Genomic DNA, 26,945 nt, shown 5'->3' on the forward strand with positions numbered 1-26,945 from the left:
TGCTTCTGCTCGGCTTCTGCGCAACGCCGTTGTGAACGCCTCGCCTCAACCGCCGGCAAGCGCCCGCTGAGCGATGCTGTCGGCCAAGAGCACGGCGAAAATCGCAAAAAGGTAGATGATCGAATAAGCAAACAGCGTCTTGGCGTTTCTCATTTTCGCGTCGGCGCTGGCCAGGGCCTTCCAGGCATACCAGACGAAGCCCGCGCCGAGCGCGGCCGACACCAGCCCATAGACACCGCTCGCGAAACCGAACAGCCAGGGCGCCACGCCGACGGGCGCGAGCAGCAGCGAATAGGCGAGGATCTGTTTTCGGGTCGACGCCTCGCCTGCGACATTCGGCATCATAGGGATCCCGGCCGCACCGTAGTCGCCGGCCTTGAAGAGAGCGAGCGCCCAAAAATGCGGCGGCGTCCACAAGAAGATGATCAGGAACAGGATGAAGCTTTCCATGCCGACCGATCCCGCGGCGGCGGCCCAGCCGATCACCGGCGGGAGCGCGCCGGCGGCCCCGCCAATGACTATGTTCTGCGGCGTCGAGCGCTTCAGCCACATCGTGTAGACGACGATATAGAAGAATATGGTGAAGGCCAGAAGCGAGGCCGCGAGCCAGCCGGCCAGCATGCCGAGCGCCATGACCGAGAGCATGGCGAGAAGCAGTCCGAAGCCGAGGGCCTCGCCGGGCATCACGCGCCCGGAAGGGATGGGCCGCCCCGATGTGCGCGACATCACCGCGTCGATGTCGGCGTCGTACCACATGTTCAGCGCTCCGGCCGCGCCTGCGCCAAGCGCGATGGCCAGGATCGCGGTGACCGCCACGGCCGGATTGATGACGCCGGGCGCGGCCACAAGACCGACAAATGCGGTGAAGACGGCAAGCGCCATGACGCGGGGTTTCAGAAGAGCGAAGAAATCGCCGGCCGTCGCCCCGCCGATGGGGACGCCAGCTTCGTTGAAACGGCTCTCCCTGTCCGACATTTCAGACGACCACCGATTGCGACCGTCAGCCTAGCAGTCCCTGTTCCATTTGCAATTGCGGGACGGCGGAGATCGGCGTTCTCCCCCGGCAAACCTTTCCCGCCAAGGCCCGCGCATCGCACTGGTCCCTCGCGGCGGTCAGCGGCGCAGATTGACCACCGCCACGCCGCCGAGCGCCAGCGCGCCGCCCAGGATTCCGAGGCTGGTCGGGACTTCGCCGAGCCAGAGAAAGCCGATCAGCGTCGCCACCGGCGGCACGCAATAGAGGAAGTTGGAGGCGCGCGAGGCAGGCAGGCGCGACAGCGCCACTGCCCAGCTGGCGTAGGCGACGAGACCCGGCACGATGCCGAGATAGATCGCGGCCATCAGGCCTTCCGTGCTCGCCGCCGAGGCCTGCGACAGCGCGCTGGACAAGGCCGGCGACAGGCACAGTGCACCAAACACCATGTTCCACGCCGACACGGTCAGCGGCTTGTGGCGGGCGAAAAGCGGTTTTTGCACGATCGTGTTGGTGGCGGTGCAGACCGCGGCGCCAAGGATCAGCAGCGCGCCGCGGTCGAAGCTCAGGCCCTGGCCTTCCCCGAGCGCGATGATGCCGATGCCGGTGAAGGAGAGGAAGGTTCCGGCCCAAGCCAGAGCCGAGAACCGCTCGCCAAGCACGATCATCGCGAAACCGGCGGTCATGATCGGGCTCACATTGATGATGAAGCTCGCGGCGCCAGCCGAAACGGTGAGCTCGCCGTAGTTGAGAAGCGCGGTATAGATCGCCACGAAGACTAGGCCGCCGGTCGCGAAGCGCCATACCTCCTTGAGCGCCGGAAGCGGCGGACGGGCGATAAGCATGAAGATCGCGGCCGGCACGGCGGCGATTGCGAAGCGCAGCGCGCCGAGTTCCAGCGGGCCGAAGGCGGCGAGGCCTGCGCGTATGGCCGGAAATGCCGACGCCCAGGCGACGACGGTCACCGCAACCGCGGCTATCGCGATCGGATCGGCCGGGCGGGCGAGGGTGACGGTGGTGGCGGTCATGGTCTGTCTCTTTCAGCGGTATGGGCTTTCGGCGAAAGGAAGCGCCAGGCACAGCCTGTTGACAAACGAATAAATCGAGGCTCAGCTGTGAGTATGGATCACAGCTCGCAACCGATACTGCCGCTTGAGACACTGCGCGCCTTCGAGGCGGCCGCGCGCATGGGCAGCTTTTCCTCGGCAGCCGAGTGGCTGAACCTCACGCATGGCGCGGTCAGCCGCCAGATCGCCAAGCTGGAGGCGTGGCTTGGCCTGAAGCTGTTCGAGCGCGGCGCGCGCGGCGTTTCGCTGACGCTGGAAGGCCAGCGCCTCTATCTGCGCACAAACGAGGCCTTCGCGCTGATAGCAGACACGACCGACCGCTGGAGCGGACCACGCGGCGCCGCAGTGGTGCGGCTGACCTCGATCCCGTCGATTGGCGCGCTGTGGCTGATGCCTCGCCTTTCGGCGCTGGAAAACGGCCCAACGAAACTGCAGATCGTGCTCGACATCGACATCCACCAATCGGATCTCGACGAGGAAGGCATCGATATTTCGATACGCTGCGGGCGCGGGCGCATACCCGGCCGGGTGTCGGTCGAGCTGTTCGAGGAATGGTGTTTTCCGATCGCTTCGCCGGCGCTGGCGAGCACGATCGGCTCCGGCCGGCCCGAGCGCCTGCTCGATTACCCGCTGATCCACGATTCGGATGCGTCCGGCTGGCGCGCCTGGTTCGGTGAACAGGGCATCGACTACCGGCCGCGGCCGCAGGACCGGCGCTTCGAGGATTACAACCTCGTGCTCGCCGCGGCGGCGCACGGCCTCGGCGTCGCGCTGGCCAGGCCGCCGCTGACGGCGAGCCAGATCGAAGCCGGCCGCATCATGGCGGTGGACGACAAGCGGGTGCGCAATCCGGTGTCCTACTGGATGGACCGGCCTGTCGGCCGGCCACGGCCCGCGGCAGCCGATTTGGCCCGGCGCATCGGCGACGCCGCAGGCCTCGACCCGCAGGCCGTCGAGGAGTTTCTTCAGGCGGAGAGGTAAGCAGCTACTTACATTCGCCAAGGTCCAAGTTCGAGGCGGCCCGACTGAAATCGGTTGCATTGTGGACGACAATTCCGCTTTGCCGCCGCGCAACAATATTTCCTTCTCTGGCCCAGTTGCCGGGACCGTAGATATGCTGAATTGTGAAGCGTCCTAGGGCAGAACGGCCAGTGCATGGCCGCATTGTGCGACGCTGCAATGGAGTGGTGCCATGTCCGATTTTGCGATTTCCAGGCGCGGCGTTCTCGCCGGGTCGACGTTTCTGCTCGCCTCCACGGCGCTGCCTGCAGCACTCTGGGCGCAAACTCCCAGCAAGGGCGGGCGGCTGACCGTCGCTGCCGATTCCGAGCCCCGCAACCTGAACCCGGCGATCGTCGCCTCCAACGGCGTCTTCTTCGTCGCCAGCAAGATCGTCGAGCCGCTGGCCGAAGCCTCCTTCACCGGCAAGGACGGGCTAGAGCCGCGCCTTGCGACCGGTTGGGAGGGCTCGGCCGACGGACTGACCGTCACCTTCAAGCTGCGCGAGGGGGTCACCTGGCATGACGGCAAGCCGTTCACCTCCGCCGATGTCGCCTTCTCGGCGCTGCAGGTCTGGAAGCCGCTGCAGAATCTCGGCCGCGTAGTGTTCAAGGATTTGGAGGCGGTCGACACTCCCGACGACCATACGGCGATATTCCGCTTCGCCAGGCCGACGCCGTTCCAGCTCATCCGCAACGCCCTGCCGGCGCTGACCAGCGTCGTTCCCAAGCATATCTATGAAGTGGGAGAGATCGCCGCCAATCCGGCCAACACCGCGCCGGTCGGCACCGGGCCGTTCAAATTCGCCGAACACAGGCCGGGCGAATATTACCGTCTGGAGAAGAACGACGCCTATTGGGGCGAGGACCAGCCGAAGCTCGACGAGATCATCTACCGCGTCCTGCCCGACAGGGCGGCGGCTGCCGGCGCGCTGGAGGCGGAGGAGATCCATCTGGCGGCATTTTCTGCGGTACCGCTCGCAGATCTCGAGCGCATCTCGAAAATGCCGGGCATAGGGGTGATCTCGAAAGGCTACGAGGCTCTGACATACCAACTCGTCATCGAGATCAACCACCGCCGCAAGGAACTGGCGGACCTCAAGGTACGGCAGGCGATTGCGCATGCGATCGACAGGGATTTCGTCGTCAAGACGATATTCCTCGGTTATGCGGTTGCCTCGGTCGGCCCGGTGCCGCGCAATGACGTACAGTTCTTTTCAAGCGACGTACCGACCTACGCCTTCGACCTCGACAAGGCCAATGCTCTTCTCGACGAAGCCGGCTACAAGCGCGGCGACGGCGGCACCCGTTTTGCGCTGAAGCTCTTGCCGGCGCCCTATTTCAACGAGACGAAACAGTTCGGCGACTATCTGCGGCAGGCGCTGGCCGAGATCGGCATCGACGCCGAACTGGTCAACAACGACGCCGCCGCGCATCAGAAGGCCGTCTATACCGACCATGCCTTTGATCTCGCGATCGCCCCGCCTGTCTTCCGCGGCGACCCGGCGATCTCGACGACCATCCTGGTGCAGAGCGGCATTCCGGACGGCGTGCCCTTCTCCAACCAGGGCGGCTACGCCAATCCCGAACTGGACGCGCTGATCGCCAAGGCGGCCGAAACGCTCGACCCCGACCAGCGCATCGCGCTCTACGTCGATTTCCAGAGGATGGTCGTGGAAGACCTGCCGCTGATCAATGTCGCCGAATGGGGCTTCATCACCGTGGCGCGCTCCTCGGTGAAGGAGGTTTCGAACAATCCGCGCTGGGCGGTCTCAAACTGGGCCGACACCTGGATCGAAGGATAATGCTGGCGGGAGAGACGCAGCCGACGTCATGAACCGCGCCCTTCGTCTCATACGCCGCCGGCTGATCGGCAGCATTGCCGTGCTGCTGATCGTGATCACAGGCACGTTCCTGCTGCTTGAAGCCGCGCCCGGCGATGCAGTCGACGCCTATGTCGTTTCGGTTGGCGGCGATGCCAGCATGATCGAGGAGCTGCGGCGGCGCTGGGGGCTCGACCAATCCGCGGCAACCCGCTTTGCCATCTACATCTCATCGCTGGCGCGGCTCGACCTCGGGCATTCCGTAGCGTTCTCGCGGCCGAACCTCGATGTCATCCTGGAACGATTGCCCAATACGCTGCTCCTGATGGGCAGCGCCATCGCGCTTTCCTTCTGCCTCGGGACGTTTCTCGGCATCGTCGCCGGCTCGCAGCCCGGCAGCTTTCGCGACCGATTCCTGTCGATCGGCTCGCTCGCTCTTTATGCGGTGCCGGGCTTCTGGCTGGGCCTCGTGCTCATCGTCATCTTTTCCGTGCAGCTGCGCTGGCTGCCGCTCGGCGGCATCGAGACGATCGCTTCCGGCAAGACCGGAGCGGCGCGCGCACTGGACATGGCCCGTCACCTCGTCCTGCCGGTGGCGAGCCTCGGCTTCATCTACCTGGCGCTGTACCTGCGCATGATGCGCGCCGGCATGGCGGAGGTGTGGCGCATGGATTTCGTGCTTGCCGCGCGGGCAAGGGGCATTGCGCGGCGGCGCATCGTGCTGCGCCATGTGGCGCGCAACGCGCTGCTGCCGCTGGTGACCATGCTCGGCCTGCAATCGGCGGCAATGCTTGGCGGCAGCGTCGTTATTGAAAGCGTTTTCTCCGTCCCCGGGCTTGGTAGGCTGGCGCAGGAAGCGGTCGCTGCGCGCGATACGCCACTGCTGCTAGGCATTATCCTTGTAAGCGCCGTGCTGGTCATCGCAGTCAACCTGGCAGTCGATCTTCTCTACGCCGCGCTCGATCCGCGCGTCGGCTCAAGCGGGGAAGCGGCATGATCGCGCTCCGCCGCTTCTTGCGTACGCCAGAGGCGGCTACCGGCGCGCTCATTCTGGCGGCGCTTCTGGCGATGGCGCTCTCGGCGCCGTGGCTTTTCCCGCGCGACCCGCAGTCGATCGCCGGGCCGGCGCTGCTGCGGCCTTTCCAGGACTGGGCGCTGCCGCTGGGCACCGACAGGCTCGGCCGCGATGTGCTGGCAGGGCTGTTTCACGGCGCGCGCACCTCGCTGGCGGTCGGTCTGGCTGCCGCCGCAGGCGCGATCCTGATCGGCGCGGTGGTCGGTACGCTGGCAGGCTTCGCCGGTGGCGTCGCCGACGAGATCCTGATGCGCATCACCGATGCCTTCCAGACAGTGCCCGGCTTCCTGCTGGCGCTTGCCTTTGTCAGCATCGCCGGTCCGTCACTCGCTACCGTTATTGTCGCCATCACGCTCGGCGCCTGGACCGGACCGGCGCGCATCGCCCGGGCGGAGGTGCTTTCAATCCGCGAGCGCGACTATGTCGCCGGCGCGAGGGTGATCGGCATGCACCCGCTGGAGATCGCCTTCCGGGAAATCCTGCCCAATGCGCTGCCGCCGGTGCTGGCGCTGTCGTCGGTGATTGTCGCCGCAGCGATCCTGACCGAGGCGGCGCTCTCGTTTCTAGGCCTCGGCGACCCCAACCGCGTCACCTGGGGCGGCATGATCGCCGAAGGCCGCGCCGTGCTGCGCTCCGCTCCCTATCTATCGATCATTCCGGGCGTGGCCCTCGTGCTAACCGTGCTCGGCGTTTACTTAGCCGGCGAAGGTCTGGTCGAAACCAGCGCAACCAGACGGATAAATGCGTGACGACCCGGCTTTCAATCGGCAATCTCGGCGTGCGCTACAGACGCGGGGGGCAGGAGGTCCAGGCGCTGAAGCAGGTCGACCTCGATGTAAAGGCTAGCGAATGCCTGGCGGTGATCGGCGAAAGCGGTTCAGGCAAGAGCACGCTGGCGCTCGCAATCGCTGGCCTGCTGCCTGCCGGCACGAAGCTCGACGGAAGCATAGCCTGGCCGGGTCTTGGCCACGCGCCGCACAACGGACGCGACATCGGCTTCGTCTTCCAGGATCCGTCGGCGAGCCTCAATCCGGTGCTGACTGTCGGCGAGCAGGTCGCGGAGGTGGCGCGGACGCATCTGGCGCTGACCTGGCGTGAGGCCTTTGGCTACGCCACCGACCTGCTCAACCGCGTCCGCCTGCCCGATCCGGATGCGGCTGCGCGTGCCTACCCCCATCAGCTCTCCGGCGGGCAGAAGCAGCGCGTTGCGATCGCAGCGGCAATCGCCGCGCGGCCCAGCCTGCTGATCGCCGACGAGGCGACCAGCGCGCTCGACACGATCGTCCAGGCAGAGATCGTCGCGCTGATCCGGCGACTGGTTGCCGAGGATGCGATGTCGCTTCTGTTCATCAGCCACGACATCGCGCTTGCCGCGCAGCTCGCCGATCAGATCGCGGTGTTCCGCCACGGGCGGCTTCTTGAGATCGGAGACACGGGCGAGCTGCTGCGCTCGCCTGCGCATCCCTATACGCGCTCGCTGATCGAGGCGAGCCTTGTGTCGGTGGAAGGCGAATGACCGGCCCGCTGCTTGTCGTATCTGGCCTTTCCAAACACTATCGGCGCGCGGGCCGGACGATCACGGCGCTCGATGGCGTCTCGTTCGAGGTCGACCGCGCCGAGACTTTTGCGCTGGTCGGCCCATCCGGCAGCGGCAAGTCGACGGTGGCCAGATTGCTGCTGCGGCTTGCTGATGCCGATGCCGGCGACATTCGCTTCGAAGGGCGGGATCTGTTGGCGCTGCGCGGCACAAAGCTGCGGGCTGTGCGGCCGCGGCTGCAAATGGTTTTTCAGGATCCGCTCTCCGCCTTCAATCCGCGCGCAACCGTCGGCCGGGTGCTAGACGACCCGTTACGCATTCATGGGCTGGTCGGACGCAACGAGCGGCCGGGCTCCATCGCAGCGCTGCTGGAGCGGGTCGGCCTTTCGCCCGCGCTCGCCCTCCGCGCCATCCACGAAATCTCCGGCGGCCAGCGCCAGCGCGTCGCAATCGCCCGCGCCGTCGCCACAAAACCATCCCTGATCGTGCTCGACGAAGCGCTTTCGTCGCTTGATGTTTCCGTGCGCGCCGACATTCTGGACCTGCTGGTCTCGCTGCAGCGTGACGAGGGCATCGCCTATCTGTTGATCTCGCATGATCTCGGGGTGGTAGGCCGGATCGCGCACCGTGTGGCGATCATGGAGGCCGGCGCGATTGCCGAAACGGGCGATGCGCGCCAGATTATCGCCGCGCCGACTTCGCTGATCGGCAAGGCGCTGGTGGCCGCCATGCCGAGCCTCGCCTGGCTGGCTTCGAAGGAAACGGGATGACCGACGAACTTTCGCAAAGGGCGGAAAGACTGAGCCGCGAACTGGATGCGGCGTTCCGCAACCGGGCCGACCTCTACCGGCTGTTCTATGCCGAACTGGAAGCGGAGTTCGGCGCGGCAAAGGCCGAAGCGGTTATGGTGCGGGCAGTCGAGCGGCGCGGCCGCGAGGTTGCGGAAGCGGCCTTCGCCGGTTTCGGCCCGAACGACGCGCGCGCCATCGGCGAGGCCTTTCTGTCCGTCAGCCCGGATGATGGCCGCATGTACCCGACAGACGTGCTGCGCAGCGAAACCAGCATAGAATTCAAGGTGAAGCGCTGTCCGCTCAAGGATGCCTGGGTGGAAGCCGGCGTCGGCGACGAAAAGCTCGCCACGCTCTGCCGCATTGCCGGCGCCTTCGACCGTGGTTTGTTCGAGGCGACCGGCGTGCAATTCGCCAACGTCACCTGGACGCCGGGCCACGGTGACGGATGCTGCCACATCCGTCTGGCCGACAGGGAAGCAGCAGCTGGAGCCTGAGCGCCATGGCACCGAGTTGACATCAATTGGCGCTTCGCCGCAGCGAAATGCCATGCTAACCGGAAGCGATGGCACAGAAGAAAGCCCATGAAGTCGACGCGTGGCTGGCCCGGCCGACCGGAGCCACAATCGTCCTGTTCTATGGTCCGGACCGCGGGTTGGTGGCCGAGCGGGCGCGGGCTTTTGCGGAAAAAGACCGGACTGCCGCTCGACGATCCGTTCTCGGTGGTGCGTCTCGATGGGGCCGAGATCGAACGCGAACAGGGCCGCCTGCTCGACGAAGCGCGCACCGTTCCGATGTTTTCTGAACGGCGGCTGCTCTGGGTGCGCAACGCCGCCGGCCAGAAATCCTTGGCCGAGGACGTCAAGGCGCTGTGCGCCGAACCGCCGCGAGACGCCATCGTTCTGATCGAGGCCGGCGAGCTGAAGAAGGGCGCGGCCCTCAGGACCGTCGTCGAAGCCAGCCCCGGCGCCATGGCGCTGCCCTGCTACGCCGACGAGGCGCGCGGCATCGACGCGATCATAGACGAGGAGATGCAGAAGGCGGGGATGTCGCTGGCGCTTGAGGCGCGGCAGGCGCTACGCCGCAATCTTGGCGGCGACCGCCTCGCTTCGCGTGGTGAAATTCAGAAGCTCGTCGTCTACGCGCAGGGGCAACGGGAGATCGGCCTCGACGATGTGAAGGCGTCGATCGGCGACGTCTCGGGACTTTCCTTTGACGATGCCGTTGACGCCGTGCTCGAAGGCCGGATCGACGCATTCGACGCGGTCTTCACCCGCCAGGTTCTTTCCGGAGGTCAGCCTTTCCTGGTGCTGGCCGCCGCCATGCGCCAGTTTCAGGCGTTGCATCTGATGCGCGGCGCGATGGAATCCGGCGGGCGCAACGCGGCTGCAGTTGTCGCGGGCGCGCGACCGCCAGTCTTTTTCTCGCGGCGAAAAATCGTCGAGACGGCGCTGGAGCGCTGGCACACTGAGGCCTTGGCGCGGGCCTTGGCAAGGCTTCAGGACGCGGTGCTGCAAACCCGCAGGCGTCCGGACCTTTCCGCTGCGATAGCACGTCAGGCGCTGCTTGGCATTGCCGTCGAAAGCGCCCGGCTTGCGCAGCGGAACCGCAACTGATTAGCCGGCTAATATTAGCGCGTCAGTGCTTCAGCCGCCGGCACAAATCGTCAAGCTGTTCCAGCGTCTTGTAGCCGATCCGCACCTCACCGCCCCGGTCGCGGTGGGCTATCGCGACCTTCAGGCCGGTCACATCGGATAGCAGCTTTTCCAACGCCAGCGTGTCGGCATCCTTGTCGCGCGGAGCAGCGGAGGGCGACGGCTCGCGATGGCTCTCGGCCGGCAGCTGCGCCAAGGCCTCGGCTTGGCGTACCGAAAGACCATCCTCGACGATGCGCTTGGCGAGGCCCGCCGGATCAGCGGCCGAAACCAGCGCGCGGGCATGACCTGCCGACAAATCGCCATTGATGAGCATATCGCGGATGACATCCGGCAGCTTGAGCAGGCGCAGCGTGTTCGCAACATGGCTGCGGCTCTTGCCTATGACCTGGCCGAGATCGGCCTGCGTGTAGCTATGCTCATCGATCAACTGCTGATAGCCAAGCGCCTCCTCGACCGGGTTCAGATCGGTGCGCTGGACGTTTTCGATAATCGCAAGTTCGAGTGCGGTGCGGTCGTTCACATCGCGCACAATGACCGGGATCTGGGTAAGGCCGGCGCGCTGGGCTGCCCGCCAACGCCGCTCACCGGCGATGATCTCGTAGCGCCCGGCTTCGCCTGACGGACGAACGACCACGGGCTGCACCACGCCGTGTTCGCGGATCGACTGAGCAAGGTCGGCAAGGTCGGCATCGCCGAAATTCCGGCGCGGGTTGCGCGGGTTGGGCGCAATGAACTCGATCGGTACCTGGCCGTCGGCTGGCGCCGCGCGCGTTTCCGCCTCCGCCGGCTTGTCCATTTCGCCGATCAGCGCGGCAAGCCCGCGTCCCAGTCTTCTTCTTGAAGGGTCGTCACTCATGGTCAGTCCAGACTGTTTCGTTCGCGACTCGGTTCATGCTGCGCGTAGTTTGCGTTCCTGGCGGATCACCTCGGATGCCAGTTGCAGGTAAGCCTGGCTGCCCGAGCATTTCAAATCATAGAGGATCGCCGGCTTGCCGTGCGAGGGCGCTTCCGAAACGCGAACATTGCGCGGAATGATCGTCTCGTAGACCTTTTCGCCCATATGGGCGCGCACATCCTCGACCACCTGGTTGGCGAGGTTGTTGCGGCCATCATACATGGTCAGCACGATGCCCTGGATCGAGAGGTCCGGATTGATTGAACGGCGCACCTGTTCGACGGTTTCGAGCAACTGGCTGAGACCTTCGAGCGCGAAGAACTCGCACTGCAGTGGCACCAGAACCGAATCGGCCGCGGCCATCGAGTTGAGCGTAAGGAGATTGAGCGAGGGCGGGCAGTCGATCAGCACATAGCTGTAGGTGTCGGAACGCGCCGACGAAGCCCGCACCGCATTGCGCAGCCTGAGCACGCGATCCGGCGCGCCCGCTATCTCCATTTCGACACCGAGGAGATCGAGGGTTGACGGAACGATCGAGAGACCGGGAACCGCCGTCGGCATGGCTGCGTCCTCGAGTGCCAGGGCGCCGGTCAGCACGTCGTAGGACGAAGAAATCCGGTCGCGGCGGTCTATCCCGAGCCCGGTGCTGGCATTGCCTTGCGGATCGAGATCGACGATCAGCACGCGCTCGCCGATTGCAGCCAGCGCCGTCGCCAGATTGATCGCGGTGGTGGTCTTGCCGACGCCGCCTTTCTGGTTGGCGACTGTGATGATGCGTGGGCCGGTTTTCATGATCCGATTCAATGCGTTATTGGTTCAGGCGCGTCACGATTTTGGGAGTTAGGTCGCGAATCTCGGAATCACGCTTTGCGGGTCGATCATGCTTCGATGTTCTAACAGGTCGAAACGCCACTGGTGAGTGCTTTCTTCGATCTCTGCTCGGTAATCCCGACCTTTGTGAAACAAACCGGTTGCGCCCGCCGACAGCCAGGGCTCCGCGAGGCCCAGCAGTGAAGGCAGCGGCGCCAGCGCACGGGCTGTCACCACATCAGGCGTACCGACCGACGCGGGCACGTCATTGATGCGCAGCGCATGGACGCGCGCCGGAAGACCGAACTGGCCGATAACCGATTGCAGGAAGGCCGCCTTTTTTCTATTGCTTTCAACAAGATCGACATGTGTGGCTGGGCGTTCAGCAAGCAATATCGCCATGACCAATCCCGGAAAACCACCGCCTGATCCGAGGTCGAGCCACCGCGGCGCCTCAGGCGCGAGGCGAAGCAGTTGGGCGCTATCCAGAATGTGCCTGGACCAGACATCGCTCAGCGTCGATGGCGCGGAAAGGTTTATGCGGCGTGCCCACTTCTGGAAAAGCGTCTCGAATGCAACCAGCCGCTCGAATGTTTCACGTGAAACGGGGCCGGCGATTCGGCAAAGCTCCTCGAAAGATGCGACCGTCACGCGACGTCCCTGCCCGGTGCGCGCTCGGCATTGCGGATATGCGAGACGATGATCGCCAGCGCAGCGGGCGTCATCCCCTCCATCCGCTCGGCAGCGGCAACGGAACGCGGCCTGCGCTCGCGCATCTTCTGCTTGAGTTCGTTGGACAGGCCGGGAACCTTCGAGAAATCAATATCGTCAGGAATCAACCGCTGCTCCTCCCGGCGCATATGCGCGACGTCCGCCATCTGGCGGTCGAGATAGACAGCATAACGCGCCTCGGTTTCGAGGCTTTCAGCCGCCTTCCGATCGATTGAGCGAAGTTCTGGCCAGATGTCGGCGAGCCGTGCCACGTCCATCTCGGGATAGGCCAGCAGATCGTAGGCCGAACGGCGTATCCCATCCATATTGACCTCGACGCCGTGGCGCCTGGCCTCGCTTGGTGTGAGCGTCTTGGCCTTTGCCATCTCGCGCGCCGCGTTCAAGCGCCCGCTGACCTCCGCAAACCGCTCCTGCCGGGCGGCAGAAGCTAGTCCAAGCCGGATGGCCATCGGTGTCAGCCGTTCGTCGGCATTGTCGGCGCGCAAGGAGAGCCTGAACTCCGCTCGCGAGGTGAACATGCGGTAGGGCTCGCTGACGCCGCGGCTCGTCAAATCGTCCACCATCACGCCAATATAGGCTTCGGTTCGGCCGATCACGATCTGGTCGTCGCCCGAGGCCTTCCGAGCGGCATTCAACCCCGCCAGCAAACCTTGAGCCGCAGCTTCTTCATAGCCGGTGGTGCCATTGATCTGACCGGCAAGGAAAAGGCCCGCCACACGCCTGGTTTCCAGCGTCGGGGCAAGTTCACGCGGATCGATATGGTCATACTCGATAGCATAGCCCGGCTGCAGCATCACTGCCCGTTCGAGCCCCGGAATGGTCTTTAGAATCTCCAGCTGCACCTCTTCGGGCAGGGATGTCGAGATTCCATTCGGGTAGATCGTGTGGTCGTCCAGGCCTTCCGGTTCCAGAAAGATTTGATGGCCTTCACGGTCGCCGAACTTGACGATCTTGTCCTCGATCGACGGGCAGTAGCGCGGCCCCACCCCCTCGATCGAACCCGAATACATGGCCGAACGGCCAAGATTCGCGCGGATCACTTCGTGCGTAGCCGGCGTGGTCCGGGTAATCCCGCATTCGATCTGCGGGTTTGTGATGCGGTCCGTCAACAGCGAGAAGGGCACGGGCTCGGCATCCGCCGCCTGTTTGTCGAGCAGATCCCAGGCGATCGTCCGGCCATCGAGCCGCGGCGGCGTTCCCGTCTTCAGCCGGCCTAGCGTGAAACCGGCGCGCATCATGCTTTGCGAAAGCTCGAGCGCCGCCTTTTCATTCATCCGACCGGCTGGGAACTTGCGGTCGCCTATATGGATAAGCCCGCGAAGGAAGGTGCCAGTGGTCAGGACAAGCGTGCCGCACCGAAGGGTGCCGCCGTCGCCCAACCCGAGCCCGACAATGCGGTTGTCCCTGATTTCGAGGCTGGTCACCTCGGCCTCGATCACGGTCAGCGACTCGTGCTCCTGGATAGCCAATTGCATGGCCTGGCGATAGAGCTTGCGATCGGCTTGTGTGCGGGGACCGCGCACGGCAGGTCCCTTCTTCCGGTTCAGCAGGCGAAACTGGATGCCGGCCGCATCCGCAATCCGCCCCATCAAGCCATCGAACGCATCGATCTCGCGAACGAGGTGGCCCTTGCCTAGGCCGCCGATCGCTGGGTTGCAGGACATTGCGCCGACCGTGTCGAAACGAAGCGTCACTAGCGCGGTTTTGGCGCCGGCGCGCGCGGCCGCGCTGGCGGCCTCGCAACCGGCGTGACCTCCCCCGACCACAACGACGTCGTAGCTATCGAGCATGTTAAAGGCTCCGATGGAACGCGGAGACATGTGCGCAAAGGTCGGCAGTGTCAAGGTGCGCAATAATGTTTCACGTGAAACCAGCGGTTAGTGCAGCGCCGGTGTTTCACGTGAGTCACGCCGATAGGCATGTTTCACGTGAGTCATTTCCCGATACAGAATTGGGAAAAGATGACGTCCAGGAGGTCTTCAACGTCGACTGCGCCCGAAATCCTTCCGATCCGCTCCGAGGCAAGGCGCAGATCCTCAGCGCGCAGCTCGTAACCGGCCTGTTCCGCGGCGCGTGCAGACTCAAGAAGCTTCAACGCCTCGGAAAGCAGCGCCACATGACGCTCACGCCAGGGGATCAGATCGACGCTCTCACCCAGCGCGACTTCGGCTCTGTTCGAAATCCCCTGCAGCAACCGGTCCACACCGTGGCCCGACATGACGGAGATGCAGATGTCATAACCGCTACAGGCGAAGTCGAATGCAGGGGGAAGCAAATCACACTTGGCACCAACGCGGAGTATTTCCAGCGCTTCGGGCAATTCCGCCACCGGGCGGCTTGAATTCGCCACGTCCTCGAGCAGCAGCACGAGGTTGGCAGCGCGCGCTCTTGCAATCGCCTTTTCGATACCGATCGTTTCGACGGCGCCGCCGCCCTCGCGCAAACCGGCCGTGTCGGTAACCCGCACCTTTCGTCCGTCAAGATCAAGAACGACTTCTATGAGATCGCGCGTCGTTCCCGGTTCATCCGTCACAATAGCTGCATCCCGCTTCGCCAGGGCATTCAAGAGACTCGACTTTCCGGCGTTGGGCGCACCGAGAATGACCACGTCGAAGCCATCGCGGATGATTTCTGCTCGGCGGAAGCCAGCAATATGGCGTCGTATCTCGACGCTCATCCGGTCGATGTCGGCCCAAATCTGATCTGCGACCGAACCCGGAACGTCCGACTCGTCGGAAAAATCCATCTCAGCTTCGATCATGGCGCGTGCATGAATGAGGCGCCGGCGCCAGCCGGCGTAAAGCTCTTTGTGTCCGCCATGCGAATTAAGGACCGCAAAGCGACGCTGTGCTTCGGTCTCGGCGCTGACCAGGTCGGCAAGTGCTTCAGCCTTCAGGAGATCAACCTTGCCGTTAAGAAATGCTCGTCGGGTGAACTCACCAGCTTCGGCCGGGCGAACGCCTTCTATCGCACACAACGCATCCAGGAGCGCCGCGACAACTGCCTTGCCGCCGTGAGCGTGCAGTTCAGCGGAGTCCTCGCCGGTGAAACTGGCAGGCGCTTGAAAAAACAGCGTTATTCCGAAATCGATATGAGCGCCTGCCTTATCGGCGAAAACCCCATAGCGAGCAAAGCGCGGTTCCGGAACCGCGCCCGTAATCGTTTCGAGTGCGGATCGAGTCTTGGCTCCGCTTATGCGCACCACGGCGATGCCGGCCGGTAGCCGGCCGCTCGAAAGCGCGACTATCGTGTCCCGTTCAGCCATGGTAAATTTGCGCGGAAAATCGTTCCGGGCACGAATCGACGGTTACGTGTTCATCAGATCGAAGAAATCGGAATTCGTCTTCGTCTGCTTCAGCTTGTCGATCAGGAACTCGATCGCATCGGTGGTGCCCATCGGCGCCAAGATGCGGCGCAGCACAAAAATCTTCTGCAGATCCTGCTTGGGAACCAGCAGATCTTCCTTGCGGGTACCCGACTTGAGGATATCCATCGCCGGGAAGATGCGCTTGTCCGCCACCTTGCGGTCGAGAACGATTTCCGAGTTGCCGGTGCCCTTGAACTCTTCAAAGATCACCTCGTCCATGCGGCTGCCGGTATCGATCAGCGCCGTCGCGATGATAGTAAGCGATCCGCCTTCCTCGATGTTACGGGCCGCGCCGAAGAAGCGCTTCGGCCGCTGCAACGCGTTGGCGTCGACGCCGCCGGTCAGGACCTTGCCGGATGACGGCACCACCGTGTTGTAGGCGCGACCGAGACGTGTGATCAGAATCGAGCAGGATGACCACGTCGCGGCCATGCTCGACCAGGCGTTTCGCCTTCTCGATGACCATTTCAGCGACCTGGACGTGGCGGACAGCCGGCTCGTCGAACGTCGAGGAGACGACCTCGCCCTTTACCGAGCGCTGCATGTCGGTCACTTCCTCCGGCCGCTCGTCGATCAGAAGCACGATCAGGTAGCATTCCGGGTGATTGGTCGTCACTGAATGGGCGATATTCTGCAGGAGCACCGTCTTGCCGGTGCGCGGCTGCGCCACGATCAGGCCGCGCTGGCCCTTGCCGATCGGCGCCACCAGATCGATGACACGCGACGAGATATCCTTGCCGGTCGGATTGTCGACCTCCATCTTCAGCCGCTCATTCGGATAGAGCGGGGTCAGATTGTCGAAATGGATCTTGTGGCGGATCTTTTCGGGATCGTCGAAATTGATAGTGTTGACCTTGAGCAGGGCAAAATAGCGCTCGCCTTCCTTCGGGCTGCGGATCGGCCCCTCGACGGTATCGCCGGTTTTCAGCGAAAAGCGCCGGATCTGCGAAGGTGAGATGTAGATATCGTCCGGACCCGGCAGATAATTGGCGTTGGCCGAGCGGAGGAAGCCGAAGCCATCCTGCAGCACCTCGACGACGCCGTCGCCGATGATTTCGACATCCTGCGCCGCGAGCTTCTTGAGAATCGCAAACATCAGCTCCTGCTTGCGCATGACGCTGGCGTTTTCGACCTCGAGCGATTCGGCGAAGGCGATCAGATCGATCGGCTTCTTGTTCTTGAACTCCTGGAGTTTCATTTCCTGCATGACGGACTCTGAATGTGAAATGGGAAAAAGCTATCGGCGAATGCGATGGGCGCCGGATGCGGCCAACTCGAGCTTCGGGCGGCGCTTGGCGGAAGGGAAGAAAAGTGTTCTATCGCCAAGCAAATAAAAGAGCAAGGCGACTTTTCCGTGACGTCCGCTCAGAACGGCTTCACGACGACCAGTATGACGATAAGGATCATCAGCACGGTCGGTATCTCGTTGAACAGACGCCAGTGACGCGCCGATCTGTCGTTACGGTCCTCACCGAATTTGCGAACCGCACCAGAGAGATAGCCATGCACGCCGGACAATACAACCACCAGCGCGATCTTCGCGTGCAGCCATCCTGCTGAAAAGCCAAAGCCCTTCCAGGCCAGCCAGAGACCCAACACCCAGGTGATCACCATGGCCGGGTTGATGATGACGCGCAGCAGGCGCTGCTCCATCACCTTGAAGGTTTCCGACTGGACGGAGCCTCGCTCGGCACCGGTATGGTAGATGAAAAGGCGCGGCAGATAGAGCATGCCCGCCATCCACGAGATCACGGCGATGACATGGATCGCCTTTACCCAGAGGTAGAGATCATCGGGATCGAGCGCGAAGAGCAGCGCCGTCAACACGATGAGGATTGCTATCGCTGCGGCCGCTCGTTTTGCCGCATTGCGTCCAGATTGCCGCGTTTCCGGAGTGTTCATCGGCCCGATCCGTCCCTGATTTGCCTGATCATCGCCTCGACATGCGCAATCGGCGTTTCAGGCGTGATGCCGTGGCCGAGATTGAACACCAGCGGGCCAGAGCCCAGCGCGCGCAAAATAGCGTCCACGCCCTCACGCAGCGCCGCCCCGCCCGCCACCAGCCTGAGCGGGTCGAGGTTGCCCTGGACGGGTCCTTGAGCCTGCAGGGCATGCGCTTGTGTCAGGGGAACGGTCCAGTCGAGGCCAAGCGCGGTAACGCCGGTCTGCCGGCGATAATCGGAATAGAGGCTGCCGGCGCCCTTTGGAAAGCCGATAATCGGCACGTCGGGATAGGCGGCCCGCACCTTCTTGACGATTTCGGCCACCGGTTGCACGCAGAAGGCGTCGAAGCAGGCTTCGTCGAGCACGCCGGACCATGAATCGAATACCTGCACCACGTCGGCGCCCGCCTCGATCTGCCGGATGAGATAGGCGGCCGAGTAATCCGCGACTGTCGTCAGCAGCTTTTTCATTGCCTGCGGTTCGCGATAGGCAAAAAGCCTGGCGGGAGCCTGGTCCGGCGTGCCGTGACCGGCGATCATGTAGGTGGCGATCGTCCATGGCGCGCCGCAAAAGCCGATCAGCGTCGTGCTTTCCGGCAGTTCGGCGCGCAGCCGCCTCACCGTCTCGTAGACCGGCGCCAGGCGTTCGTGGAAAGCGCGGCCGTCAAGCCGTTCGACCTTATTTGCCTGGATCGGCGTCATTACCGGCCCGCGGCCCTCGTCGAAGCGCAGGTCGCGGCCGAGCGCATGCGGCACGACGAGGATATCGGAAAACAGGATCGATGCGTCGAAACCAAAGCGCCTGATCGGCTGAAGCGTCACCTCGACCGCGAAATCGGGATTGTAGCAGAGATCGAGAAAGCTCCCGGCTTTCTTCCTCAATTCTCTGTACTCCGGCAGATAGCGGCCAGCCTGCCGCATCATCCATATCGGAGGCGGAAACACGGTCTCGCCCCTCAGGACGTCCAGCATGACGCGGCTGTTGGCCATCAGGGCACGTTCCTCGCTTCTTTCCTTAAATATAATTTCTATGAAAAGAGTCTTCTGATTCTAAGAGTCTGTTGGAATCGGTAATTGTTGCCTATCCCGGAGAGCCGGCCTGGCGCCAGCCAGCATTTTGTCGCGCAAGTTCGGCTGTGGGCTGGAAAAGTCTGGGGATCATCTGGAATCATTATGAAACATCAACGACTTGCGGGATCGTCGAATTACAAGCGCCGGCAACGGCCGAGGAGGCACGAAGTTTATCCCCATAGTCATCCATACCGCGCCGGCGATTCCGACAGCGCATCGAATTGTGGACAAGGCCGGTTCTGATACAGTCGCCGGCGCCGCAATGGCCAAACCGGCCAGCTTTTGCACATTTGACCACAGACCCGGGCCGATCCTGTGAACAAACCCCAGAGCTTCTTCCATCTGCACCTGATTTCCGACGCCACCGGCGAGACGCTGCTCGCCGCCGGCCGCGCGGCCTCGGCTCAATACAAGGATGCGCGGGCGATCGAGCACATCTATCCGCTCATCCGCACCGAAAAGCAGCTGGCGAAGGTGTTCGAGGACATAGAGGAAGAGCCGGGCATCGTGCTCTACACGGTGGTGGACCAACACCTCGCGGGCAAGATCGATGCGAAGGCCGCCCAGATGGGGCTGCCGTGCGTCTCGGTGCTGGAGCCGGTGCTGACCGTGTTCCAGTCCTATCTCGGCACGCCGGCCGGCCGCCGGGTAGGGGCGCAGCATGTGCTCGACGCGGAATATTTCCGCCGCATCGACGCGCTGAACTTCACCATGGAGCACGACGACGGGCAGCTGCAGCACGATATCGAGGAAGCCGATATCGTGCTGATCGGCATATCGCGCACCTCCAAGACGCCGACCAGCATCTATCTGGCCAATCGCGGCATCAAGACCGCCAACATCCCGATCGTCCTCGGCGTGCCGCTGCCCGAAAGCCTAGCGAACGCGAAGAAGCCGCTGATCGTCGGATTGGTGGCGACGGCGGAGCGGATTTCGCAGGTGCGCCAGAACCGGGTGCTCGGCTCTACCGCCGGCTATGACGCCAACGGCTATGTCGACCGCGCGACGATTGCCGAGGAACTGGCCTATGCGCGGCAGATCTGTACGAGGCACAATTGGCCGATGATCGATGTAAGCCGCCGTTCGATCGAGGAAACCGCGGCGGCTATCGTTGCCCTGCGCGGCCGAACACGGTAGACCGGTCGCTCATTCTACTCCGCCGGACGCCTGACGCGACTTTCTGCGCTTCCGGTGCTCACGGACCTAAATGTCCGCTCCGCTCCGGTTCTCGAAAGCCACGCCATTCATCTCGGCGGAGCGAATGATCGTTCCAGTCTACAACTCGCCTGAATGCGATCAAAAATGGCAGAAGTTCTGATACTTGCCTCGGGCAGCCCGTTTCGAAAATCGCTCCTCGCCAATGCCGGGATCGAATTCAGCGCGGTGCCGCCGACCGTCGACGAGCGCGCGCTGGAAGCACCGCTGGAGGGAAGCGGCGCGACGCCGGAGGAGGTGGCTCAGATCCTGGCCGAGGCCAAGGCGGCCAATGTCAGCGAGAGCCATCCGGGTGCGCTGGTGCTCGGCTGCGACCAGACGCTGTCGCTCGGCGACCGTGTGTTTCACAAGCCGCGTGACATGGAAGAGGCCCGCCGGCATCTGCTCGCTCTGTCCGGCAGGACTCATCATTTGAACAGCGCCGCCGTGCTGGTGCGCGGTGACCAGACGCTGTGGCGGCACGTCGGAATTGCGAGCCTGACCATGCGGGAACTCGACCCAGGCTTCATTGGACGCCATCTCGCGCGGGTCGGCGACAAGGCGCTGTCGAGCGTCGGCGCCTATCAAGTCGAAGGCGAGGGTATCCAACTGTTCGAGAAGATCGAGGGCGATTACTTCACCATAGTCGGCCTGCCTCTGCTGCCCGTGCTTGCCGCGCTGCGCGAATTCGGGGCGATCGATGGCTGAGTTGATAAAGGCCTTTGTCTGCGGACATCCAATCGCGCATTCGCGCTCGCCGGCCATTCACGGCCATTGGCTCGCCCGCTATGGAATCGCCGGCAGCTATACGGCGATCGATGTCGCACCCGATGATTTTGCTGATTTCGTCCGCCGGATGGGCGAAAATGGCTATGCCGGCGGCAACGTCACCATCCCGCACAAGGAGGCCGCCTGCCGGCTGGTTGAGCGGCGCGACCAGGCGGCGGAAAAAATCGGCGCGGTGAATACGCTGTGGTTTGAGGACGGCGTGCTTTGCGGCGGCAATACCGATGCGGCGGGCTTCGCGGCCAATCTTGACGATCTGGCGCCCGGCTGGGCTGAAAACCACGGAACCGCAGTGGTTCTCGGAGCCGGCGGCGCCGCCCGAGCCGTACTCTTTGCGCTCAGGCAGCGCGGCTATCGCGACATCAGAGTCGTCAACCGGACGGTGGCGCGCGCCGCCGAACTGGCCGACCATTTCGGCCGCGGCGTGACGGCGCATGCGCCGGAGGCCGCGCCCGACCTGCTCGGCGATGTCGACCTGCTGGTCAACACGACCGCGCTCGGCATGCATGGCAATACGGAGATCGCAGTTGATCCTGCGCGGCTGCCCGACAATGCGATCGTGACCGACATCGTCTATGTTCCGCTGGAGACGCCGCTGCTTGCGGCTGCCCGCCGACGCGGGCTGAAGACCGTCGATGGGCTCGGCATGCTGCTCCACCAGGCCGTGCCCGGCTTCGAACGCTGGTTCGGCAGGCGGCCGGTGGTCGACGCCGAACTGCGCAGGCTGATCGTCGGCGATCTCGAGACCGCATCATGATCGTGCTCGGCCTGACGGGATCGATCGGCATGGGCAAATCGACGACCGCGAAAATGTTCAGGGACGCCGGCGTGCCGGTGCACGATTCCGACGAGACGGTGCACCGCCTCTATGCCGGCAAAGCCGCGCCGCTCATTGAGGAGGCGTTTCCCGGAACGGTTCGCGACGGCGCTGTCGATCGGGCGCAACTCGCCGCCCAGGTTCTCGGCAGGCCTGAAGCGATGCGAAAGCTCGAGGCGATCATCCATCCGCTGGTCCGCGCCGACGCCGACGCCTTTGTCGCGAGCCACCGCGAAGCGAAAACGCCGCTGGTGGTGCTCGATATCCCGCTGCTGTTCGAAACCGGCGGCCGCGGTCGCGTCGACAAGGTCGTCGTCGTCACCGCGCCGGCCGAGGTCCAGCACGAACGTGTTCTCGCGCGGCCCGGCATGACCGAGGACAAGCTCGCAGCCATCCTGGCCAGCCAAGTTCCGGACGCTGAAAAGCGACGGCAGGCGGATTTCGTGATCGATACCGGCCGGGGCATGGACGCGGCGCGCGCCGCCGTCGCCCGCATCGTCGCTGTTCTGACGGGGGACAATCCCGCGGGGTAGCAGCGCCGGCCTTGCTCCCGCCGCCGGACGCGGCCAAGCTTGGCCGTGGAGTGATTCGATTCGATGCGTGAAATCATCTTTGATACCGAAACCACCGGGCTCGATCCCCGGGAGGACCGGATTATCGAAATAGGCGGCGTCGAACTCGTCAACCGGTTTCCGACCGGGCGCAGTTTCCATGTCTTCATCAACCCGCAGGGCCGCGACGTGCACCCGGAAGCGCAGGCTGTCCACGGCATCGGCAATGCCGACCTGGCCGACAAGCCGCCATTCCCGGAAGTCGCGGCAAAGTTCCTCGAATTCATCGACGGAGCGAAGCTGGTCGCGCACAATGCCGGCTTCGACATGGGCTTCGTCAATGCCGAACTGGCGCGGCTAGGGACGCCGGCCATTGGGCCGGAGCGCGTCGTCGATACGCTCGCGCTTGCGCGGCGCAAGCATCCCATGGGCCCGAACTCGCTCGACGCACTCTGCCGGCGCTACGGCATCGACAACAGCCGACGCACCAAGCACGGGGCGCTGCTCGATTCGGAGCTGCTCGCCGAAGTCTATATTGAGCTGATCGGCGGCAAGCAGGCTGCGCTCATCCTGGATGCCGTTAGCGTCACGCCGGCCGGCGATGCGGCAATGATTCACGTGGAACTTTCGGTCCGGGCGCGGCCTGAGCCGCTCCCGGAGCGGATTTCCGACGCCGAACGCGCCGATCATGCCCGGCTCGTCGCCGAACTGGGCGAGAAATCGATCTGGGCTCAACTCGGCCAGGCCGAGCAGAAAATCCGGCTCCCGGCTTAACCCAGGCATAAAAAAACCCGGCACGAGGCCGGGTTTTTGCCGTTCTATCTAGATCAGACCTGGATCAGCTGACCTTGACCTTGGCCGCTGTCTGGTCCTCGGCCATTTTCTGCTGGAACATCTGCGCGAAGTCGATCGGATCGAGCATCAACGGCGGGAAGCCGCCATTGCGGGTTGCTTCAGCGACGATCTGGCGTGCGAACGGAAACAGCAGGCGCGGGCATTCGATGAAGAGCAGCGGCAGCATGTGCTCCTGAGGGAAGCCCTCGATGCGGAAAACGCCGCCATAGACCAGCTCGACGTTGAAGAGAACGTCCTTGTCGAAGGAGGCCTTTGCATTAAGCGCCAGGTTGACGTCGAATTCCTTCTCCGAAAGCGGATTGGCGTTCACGTTGACGCTGATGTTGATGCCCGGCGCCTTGTCGCGGCCGCGCAGCGAGTTGGGCGCGCCGGGGCTTTCGAAGGAAAGATCCTTCACATACTGGGCAAGAACGTTGAGCGACGCCTGGGTCGCGGTAGCGTTTCCATTTCCGCCGGTCGGCGTGCCCGCAGTTTCTTTTTCTTTTTCGGCCATCGCCACGATCCTCTTGGTTCAGCCGCATCGCGGCCCGAATTAAAATCGAGCGTTCGCTACCATGGGCGGCATGTCAAGACAAGTTTGGCCTTCACTCCTCGTCGATCCGCCGCCAGGGCGTTTCCGACGGTCCGCCCTTCGAGTAATCGTCGCGGTCCAGATCTATGGTGCGGCCGCGACGGAAACCGCCGCCGCGCATCACGGAGAAATCGGTCGCGAAGTCGACGCGCCTCTTGAGGAATCGCCAGCCAAGGTCGCGGACGACAGGCACGAAAAGCAGGATGCCCAGAATATCGGTCAGGAATCCGGGGATCAGGAGAAGGAAGCCCGCGACCAGGATCATGATGCCGTGGGCGAGTTCACGACTCGGATCGCGCCCGGCTTCCATCTCGCGGCGGATGCGCGCCATCACGCCAAACCCCTGGAAGCGCAGCAGCATGGCGCCGGCGATGCCTGTCGCCACGATGAGGCCGAGCGTCGCAAATACGCCGATCTGCCGGCCGACAAGCACGAAGCCCGCGATTTCCAGCAGGGGAAGCACGAGCAGGAAGAGAGGGATGATGGGTATTCGCACGAAACCGCCGAGTTTTGCGTTGGAACGGGAATGCGCCGGTTGATGATGGCGCTCCGTTGTCAGATAGGTATGCACGGCTTTGATTTGAATGATGGCTGCATGCGTTCTATATGCAATGATTGAACAGCGCGACGCGGCGCCGGGTGGCGATGTCGCTCTCCTCACCCGCTTTGACACGGGATCGGTTGGCGGAAGACATGGAATTCTTCGACTTCGGCACTCTATTTTTTCTGGTCGCGGCTGTCGTGATCTTTTTCCAATTGCGTAATGTGCTGGGCCGGCGCACCGGAAGCGAGCGTCCGCCCTTCGATCCCTATACGGCTGGCCGGACCCGCAGCAAGGATGCGGCGGCCAAGCCTGAAAACGTCGTTTCGCTGCCGCGCAAGCGCACCGCCGCCGAAACCGAGGAGGCGTTCGCCGCCATCGACCTCTTCGCCAAGCCGGGTACCGACCTGAACAAGGGTTTGCGCTCGATCAAGGAAGCAGACGCCTCCTTCGACCCGAAGTCCTTCGTTGACGGCGCCAAGATGGCCTACGAGATGATCGTCATGGCCTATGCCGACGGCGACCGCAAAACGCTGAAGAACCTGCTCTCGCGCGAAGTCTATGACGGCTTCGTGGCGGCAATCGCCGACCGCGAGAAGCGCAACGAAAAAATCCAGTCTTCCTTCGTCGGCATCGACAAGGCCGACATCGTCTCAGCAGAGATGAAGAACGGCGAAGCCCATATCACGCTGCGCATCGTCAGCGAACTGATCTCGGCGACCCGAGACAATGCCGGGGCCGTCATCGACGGCGATCCCGAGACGGTCGCCGAGGTCAAGGACGTTTGGACCTTCGCCCGCGACACGCGCTCGAAAGACCCGAACTGGAAGCTCGTCGCGACCGAAGAGGAAGACTGACGCTCTACGGCTGGGGTCCGTCCAGTGTCGCTGTCGCGCGTTTTCCGCATTGCCTTCTTTGCCGATTTGCCCGGCTGGGCGGCGGATGATCAGTCCGCGGCATACGAAGCCTTTCGGCGCTCGGCCGCGCATGTCCAGACGAAGCCCTATCGCTCCGGCGCGCTCGGCGTGGAGTTTTCGAGCTTTGCCGCGGCCTACGAGGCGGCGCAGGCCGTGCGATCGCCGACCCGGGCGGATGCAAAGGGCTTTTTCGAGCGCTTTTTCCTCCCTGCACGAATAATTCCGGAGGACACCGGCGCAGGCCTCGTCACCGGCTTCTACGAGCCGGAGGTAGAGGCGTCCCCGTTCCGGACGGAGCGCTTTTGCGTGCCGCTGCTTTCCCGCCCCGACGATCTCGTCGATATTGATGACACCAATCGGCCGGCCGGCATGGACCCGTATCTGGCCTTCGCCAGGCAAACCGACGCGGGACCGGTCGAATATTTCGACCGCGCAGCGATCGAAACGGGCGCGCTTGCCGGGCAGGATCTTGAAATCGCCTGGCTCGAAAGCAAGGTCGACGCCTTCTTCATCCATGTGCAGGGTGCGGCGCGGCTCGCCATGACCGACGGTCGCCAGCGCCGCATTACCTATGCCGCCAAATCCGGTCAGCGCTTTTCCGGTCCGGGAAAGATCCTCGCCGATATCGGCGAGATCCCGCTCAACCATGTGACCATGCAGTCGATAAGGGCCTGGTTCGCGCGAAATCCGGATCGCATCGACGAGATATTGCGGCAGAACCGCTCCTACATCTTCTTTCGCGAAGCGCAGGTCGACGATCCGGCCTTGGGCCCGGTCGCGGCGGCGAAAGTGCCGTTGACGCCGGGCCGCTCCATCGCCGTGGACCGGCTTCTGCACACGTTCGGCACGCCTTTCTTCATCGATGCGCCATCGCTGACAGCGTTTGACGGGAAACCTTTCCGGCGTCTGATGATCGCGCAGGACACTGGTTCGGCGATCATCGGCTCGGCGCGCGGCGATCTCTTCGCCGGTTCGGGCTTCGCGGCCGGCGAAATAGCGGGTGTGGTGCGCAACGAGGCGGATTTCTTTGCGCTCATTCCCCGCGCTTTGGCCGAGGCGGCGCCATGAGCAAGCCGTCGAACAAAAGACTCAGCGATGAGGACCGGGTTTTGTGGAGCCTCGTAGCCCGCTCGACAAAGCCGTTGAAAGGCAAGCAGGCGGTCGACATCCCCGAACCGCCGCCTGTCTCGGTGGATGAGGCGATGGACGCGGTTGCGCCGCGACCAGCCGCTTCGCCGGCCGCCCGCCCGAAGCAGAGCGTGGCGCATTCCCTGGACCGTCCGACACACGAGAAGCTGGCGAAGGGGCGGCTGCCGATCGAAGGCCGCGTCGACCTGCACGGAATGAGCCAGGAGCAGGCTTATTCGCTGCTGCTTTCCTTCCTGCATCGGGCGCATGTCGGCGGCGTGCGCTACGTGCTGGTGATCACCGGCAAGGGCTCGTCGTCGGGCGGCGAGGGCGTGCTGCGGCGCGCCGTGCCGGCGTGGCTGTCGACGGCGCCGTTCCGACCACTCGTCAGCAGCCACGATCACGCCGCGCGCAATCATGGCGGCGCCGGCGCGCTCTATATCCGGTTGCGCCGCCACCCGGCCAAAAGCTCGTGACGCCGCTTGGGGTGAAGTTACGTGCGCTGCGGCGCGAGCGCGGCGTCAGCCAGAAAGACATGGCCAAGGCACTGGGCATCAGCGCCGCCTATCTGTCGGCGCTGGAACATGGCCATCGTGGGGTGCCGAGCTGGGCGCTTGTCCAGAAGATGATCGGCTATTTCAACATCATCTGGGACGAGGCCGAGGAGCTGGAGAACCTGGTCTGGTCGTCAGACCCGCGGGTGGTGATCGATACGGCCGGTTTGCCGCCGGAAGCCACCCGACTGGCAAATTTGCTTTCCCGGAACATCCGGCAGATGGACCAAGCAACCATCCGTGCGCTTCTGACCCTTGTGCAAGCGAAAATAAACCACTGAACGCCTGTCGGAT

27 protein-coding genes and 2 pseudogenes are annotated in these 26,945 nt (G+C 63.8%); 17 read left to right on the forward strand and 12 right to left on the reverse strand.

All coding sequences use genetic code 11. The features are described 5' to 3' along the window. Positions 1-45: 45 nt before the first annotated feature. Positions 46-975 carry a heme o synthase gene (locus tag ACG873_RS24085; RefSeq protein WP_394888298.1) on the reverse strand — a complete coding sequence of 310 codons (930 nt, stop codon included), beginning with the start codon at positions 973-975 and terminating at the stop codon, positions 46-48. Between the two features lie 138 nt (positions 976-1,113). Further along, positions 1,114-2,001, reverse strand: coding sequence for a DMT family transporter (locus tag ACG873_RS24090; RefSeq protein ID WP_394888300.1), 888 nt, complete (start codon positions 1,999-2,001; stop codon positions 1,114-1,116). Between the two features lie 93 nt (positions 2,002-2,094). On the opposite strand from ACG873_RS24090, the gene ACG873_RS24095 reads away from it, so the two are divergent. The 8 genes and pseudogenes from ACG873_RS24095 (at position 2,095) to holA (ending at position 9,877) form a co-directional block, all read left to right on the forward strand. Next, the gene (locus ACG873_RS24095) at positions 2,095-3,021 is read left to right on the forward strand and encodes a LysR substrate-binding domain-containing protein (RefSeq protein ID WP_394888302.1); all 927 of its coding nucleotides are present in this window, start codon (positions 2,095-2,097) and stop codon (positions 3,019-3,021) included. Between the two features lie 211 nt (positions 3,022-3,232). Then, positions 3,233-4,843 (forward strand): ABC transporter substrate-binding protein, encoded by a 1,611-nt coding sequence (locus ACG873_RS24100; protein ID WP_394888305.1) that lies wholly within the window; start codon positions 3,233-3,235, stop codon positions 4,841-4,843. Positions 4,844-4,871: 28 nt separating this feature from the next. Beyond that, positions 4,872-5,858 (forward strand): ABC transporter permease, encoded by a 987-nt coding sequence (locus tag ACG873_RS24105; protein WP_394888307.1) that lies wholly within the window; start codon positions 4,872-4,874, stop codon positions 5,856-5,858. Beyond that, complete coding sequence (locus tag ACG873_RS24110; RefSeq protein WP_394888310.1) at positions 5,855-6,685, forward strand: ABC transporter permease; 831 nt, start codon at positions 5,855-5,857, stop codon at positions 6,683-6,685. Before ACG873_RS24105 ends, ACG873_RS24110 begins: the two co-directional genes overlap by 4 nt. Next, positions 6,682-7,452: an ABC transporter ATP-binding protein gene (locus ACG873_RS24115; protein ID WP_394888312.1), complete on the forward strand. Its 771-nt coding sequence runs from the start codon at positions 6,682-6,684 to the stop codon at positions 7,450-7,452. The genes ACG873_RS24110 and ACG873_RS24115 overlap by 4 nt, the downstream gene beginning before the upstream one ends. Then, positions 7,449-8,243, forward strand: coding sequence for an ATP-binding cassette domain-containing protein (locus ACG873_RS24120; protein WP_394888315.1), 795 nt, complete (start codon positions 7,449-7,451; stop codon positions 8,241-8,243). The genes ACG873_RS24115 and ACG873_RS24120 overlap by 4 nt, the downstream gene beginning before the upstream one ends. Then, positions 8,240-8,758: an L-2-amino-thiazoline-4-carboxylic acid hydrolase gene (locus ACG873_RS24125; RefSeq protein ID WP_394888317.1), complete on the forward strand. Its 519-nt coding sequence runs from the start codon at positions 8,240-8,242 to the stop codon at positions 8,756-8,758. Before ACG873_RS24120 ends, ACG873_RS24125 begins: the two co-directional genes overlap by 4 nt. 68 nt (positions 8,759-8,826) lie before the next feature. Then, a pseudogene (gene holA / locus ACG873_RS24130) lies at positions 8,827-9,877 on the forward strand (DNA polymerase III subunit delta). Between the two features lie 22 nt (positions 9,878-9,899). Here the strand turns inward: holA and ACG873_RS24135 are convergent. The 8 genes and pseudogenes from ACG873_RS24135 to hemE form a co-directional block, all read right to left on the reverse strand. Continuing rightward, positions 9,900-10,775: a ParB/RepB/Spo0J family partition protein gene (locus tag ACG873_RS24135; RefSeq protein WP_394888320.1), complete on the reverse strand. Its 876-nt coding sequence runs from the start codon at positions 10,773-10,775 to the stop codon at positions 9,900-9,902. A gap of 33 nt (positions 10,776-10,808) precedes the next feature. Beyond that, complete coding sequence (locus ACG873_RS24140; protein ID WP_394888323.1) at positions 10,809-11,606, reverse strand: ParA family protein; 798 nt, start codon at positions 11,604-11,606, stop codon at positions 10,809-10,811. A 48-nt stretch (positions 11,607-11,654) separates the two neighbouring features. After that, positions 11,655-12,275, reverse strand: a complete 621-nt coding sequence (gene rsmG / locus ACG873_RS24145; RefSeq protein ID WP_394888325.1) for a 16S rRNA (guanine(527)-N(7))-methyltransferase RsmG — start codon at positions 12,273-12,275, stop codon at positions 11,655-11,657. Further along, a complete protein-coding gene (gene mnmG / locus ACG873_RS24150) occupies positions 12,272-14,146 on the reverse strand; it encodes a tRNA uridine-5-carboxymethylaminomethyl(34) synthesis enzyme MnmG (RefSeq protein ID WP_394888328.1) in 1,875 nt (624 codons plus the stop codon). The genes rsmG and mnmG overlap by 4 nt, the downstream gene beginning before the upstream one ends. Positions 14,147-14,289: 143 nt before the next feature. Further along, the gene (gene mnmE, locus ACG873_RS24155; protein ID WP_394888331.1) at positions 14,290-15,621 is read right to left on the reverse strand and encodes a tRNA uridine-5-carboxymethylaminomethyl(34) synthesis GTPase MnmE; all 1,332 of its coding nucleotides are present in this window, start codon (positions 15,619-15,621) and stop codon (positions 14,290-14,292) included. 42 nt (positions 15,622-15,663) lie between these two features. Beyond that, a pseudogene (gene rho, locus ACG873_RS24160) lies at positions 15,664-16,930 on the reverse strand (transcription termination factor Rho). A 158-nt stretch (positions 16,931-17,088) separates the two neighbouring features. Then, positions 17,089-17,625: a protoporphyrinogen oxidase HemJ gene (gene hemJ, locus ACG873_RS24165; RefSeq protein WP_394888334.1), complete on the reverse strand. Its 537-nt coding sequence runs from the start codon at positions 17,623-17,625 to the stop codon at positions 17,089-17,091. Beyond that, on the reverse strand, positions 17,622-18,656 hold the full coding sequence (hemE, locus tag ACG873_RS24170) for a uroporphyrinogen decarboxylase (RefSeq protein WP_394888336.1): 1,035 nt from the start codon (positions 18,654-18,656) through the stop codon (positions 17,622-17,624). Before hemE ends, hemJ begins: the two co-directional genes overlap by 4 nt. 396 nt (positions 18,657-19,052) lie before the next feature. On the opposite strand from hemE, the gene ACG873_RS24175 reads away from it, so the two are divergent. The 5 genes from ACG873_RS24175 to dnaQ all read left to right on the forward strand — a co-directional run bounded on the left by ACG873_RS24175 (position 19,053) and on the right by dnaQ (position 22,859). Continuing rightward, on the forward strand, positions 19,053-19,874 hold the full coding sequence (locus ACG873_RS24175) for a pyruvate, water dikinase regulatory protein (RefSeq protein WP_394888337.1): 822 nt from the start codon (positions 19,053-19,055) through the stop codon (positions 19,872-19,874). A 165-nt stretch (positions 19,875-20,039) separates the two neighbouring features. Continuing rightward, positions 20,040-20,639, forward strand: coding sequence for a Maf-like protein (locus tag ACG873_RS24180; protein WP_394888339.1), 600 nt, complete (start codon positions 20,040-20,042; stop codon positions 20,637-20,639). After that, on the forward strand, positions 20,632-21,474 hold the full coding sequence (locus ACG873_RS24185) for a shikimate dehydrogenase (RefSeq protein WP_394888341.1): 843 nt from the start codon (positions 20,632-20,634) through the stop codon (positions 21,472-21,474). The genes ACG873_RS24180 and ACG873_RS24185 overlap by 8 nt, the downstream gene beginning before the upstream one ends. Next, a complete protein-coding gene (gene coaE, locus ACG873_RS24190) occupies positions 21,471-22,067 on the forward strand; it encodes a dephospho-CoA kinase (protein ID WP_394888343.1) in 597 nt (198 codons plus the stop codon). The genes ACG873_RS24185 and coaE overlap by 4 nt, the downstream gene beginning before the upstream one ends. A gap of 63 nt (positions 22,068-22,130) precedes the next feature. Then, positions 22,131-22,859, forward strand: a complete 729-nt coding sequence (dnaQ, locus tag ACG873_RS24195; RefSeq protein ID WP_394888345.1) for a DNA polymerase III subunit epsilon — start codon at positions 22,131-22,133, stop codon at positions 22,857-22,859. A gap of 64 nt (positions 22,860-22,923) precedes the next feature. On the opposite strand, the gene secB is transcribed toward dnaQ, so the two are convergent. Continuing rightward, entirely contained in the window at positions 22,924-23,433 is a 510-nt protein-coding gene (secB, locus tag ACG873_RS24200) for a protein-export chaperone SecB (RefSeq protein WP_394888347.1), read from the reverse strand. Positions 23,434-23,524: 91 nt separating this feature from the next. Then, positions 23,525-24,007, reverse strand: coding sequence for an FxsA family protein (locus ACG873_RS24205; protein ID WP_394888349.1), 483 nt, complete (start codon positions 24,005-24,007; stop codon positions 23,525-23,527). 197 nt (positions 24,008-24,204) lie between these two features. Between ACG873_RS24205 and ACG873_RS24210 the strand changes: the two genes are divergently transcribed. Genes ACG873_RS24210 through ACG873_RS24225 form a run of 4 tightly spaced genes read left to right on the forward strand, consistent with a single transcriptional unit; the run spans position 24,205 to position 26,932 of the window. Continuing rightward, a complete protein-coding gene (locus ACG873_RS24210; protein ID WP_394888350.1) occupies positions 24,205-24,909 on the forward strand; it encodes a Tim44/TimA family putative adaptor protein in 705 nt (234 codons plus the stop codon). 24 nt (positions 24,910-24,933) lie between these two features. Further along, positions 24,934-26,037: a murein transglycosylase A gene (locus ACG873_RS24215; protein WP_394888351.1), complete on the forward strand. Its 1,104-nt coding sequence runs from the start codon at positions 24,934-24,936 to the stop codon at positions 26,035-26,037. Continuing rightward, complete coding sequence (locus ACG873_RS24220) at positions 26,034-26,573, forward strand: Smr/MutS family protein (RefSeq protein ID WP_394888352.1); 540 nt, start codon at positions 26,034-26,036, stop codon at positions 26,571-26,573. Before ACG873_RS24215 ends, ACG873_RS24220 begins: the two co-directional genes overlap by 4 nt. Continuing rightward, complete coding sequence (locus ACG873_RS24225; protein WP_394888353.1) at positions 26,570-26,932, forward strand: helix-turn-helix domain-containing protein; 363 nt, start codon at positions 26,570-26,572, stop codon at positions 26,930-26,932. The genes ACG873_RS24220 and ACG873_RS24225 overlap by 4 nt, the downstream gene beginning before the upstream one ends. Positions 26,933-26,945 lie beyond the last annotated feature (13 nt).

The sequence above is a fragment of the Allomesorhizobium aridi genome, assembly GCF_043769475.1.
Lineage (GTDB): Bacteria > Pseudomonadota > Alphaproteobacteria > Rhizobiales > Rhizobiaceae > Allomesorhizobium.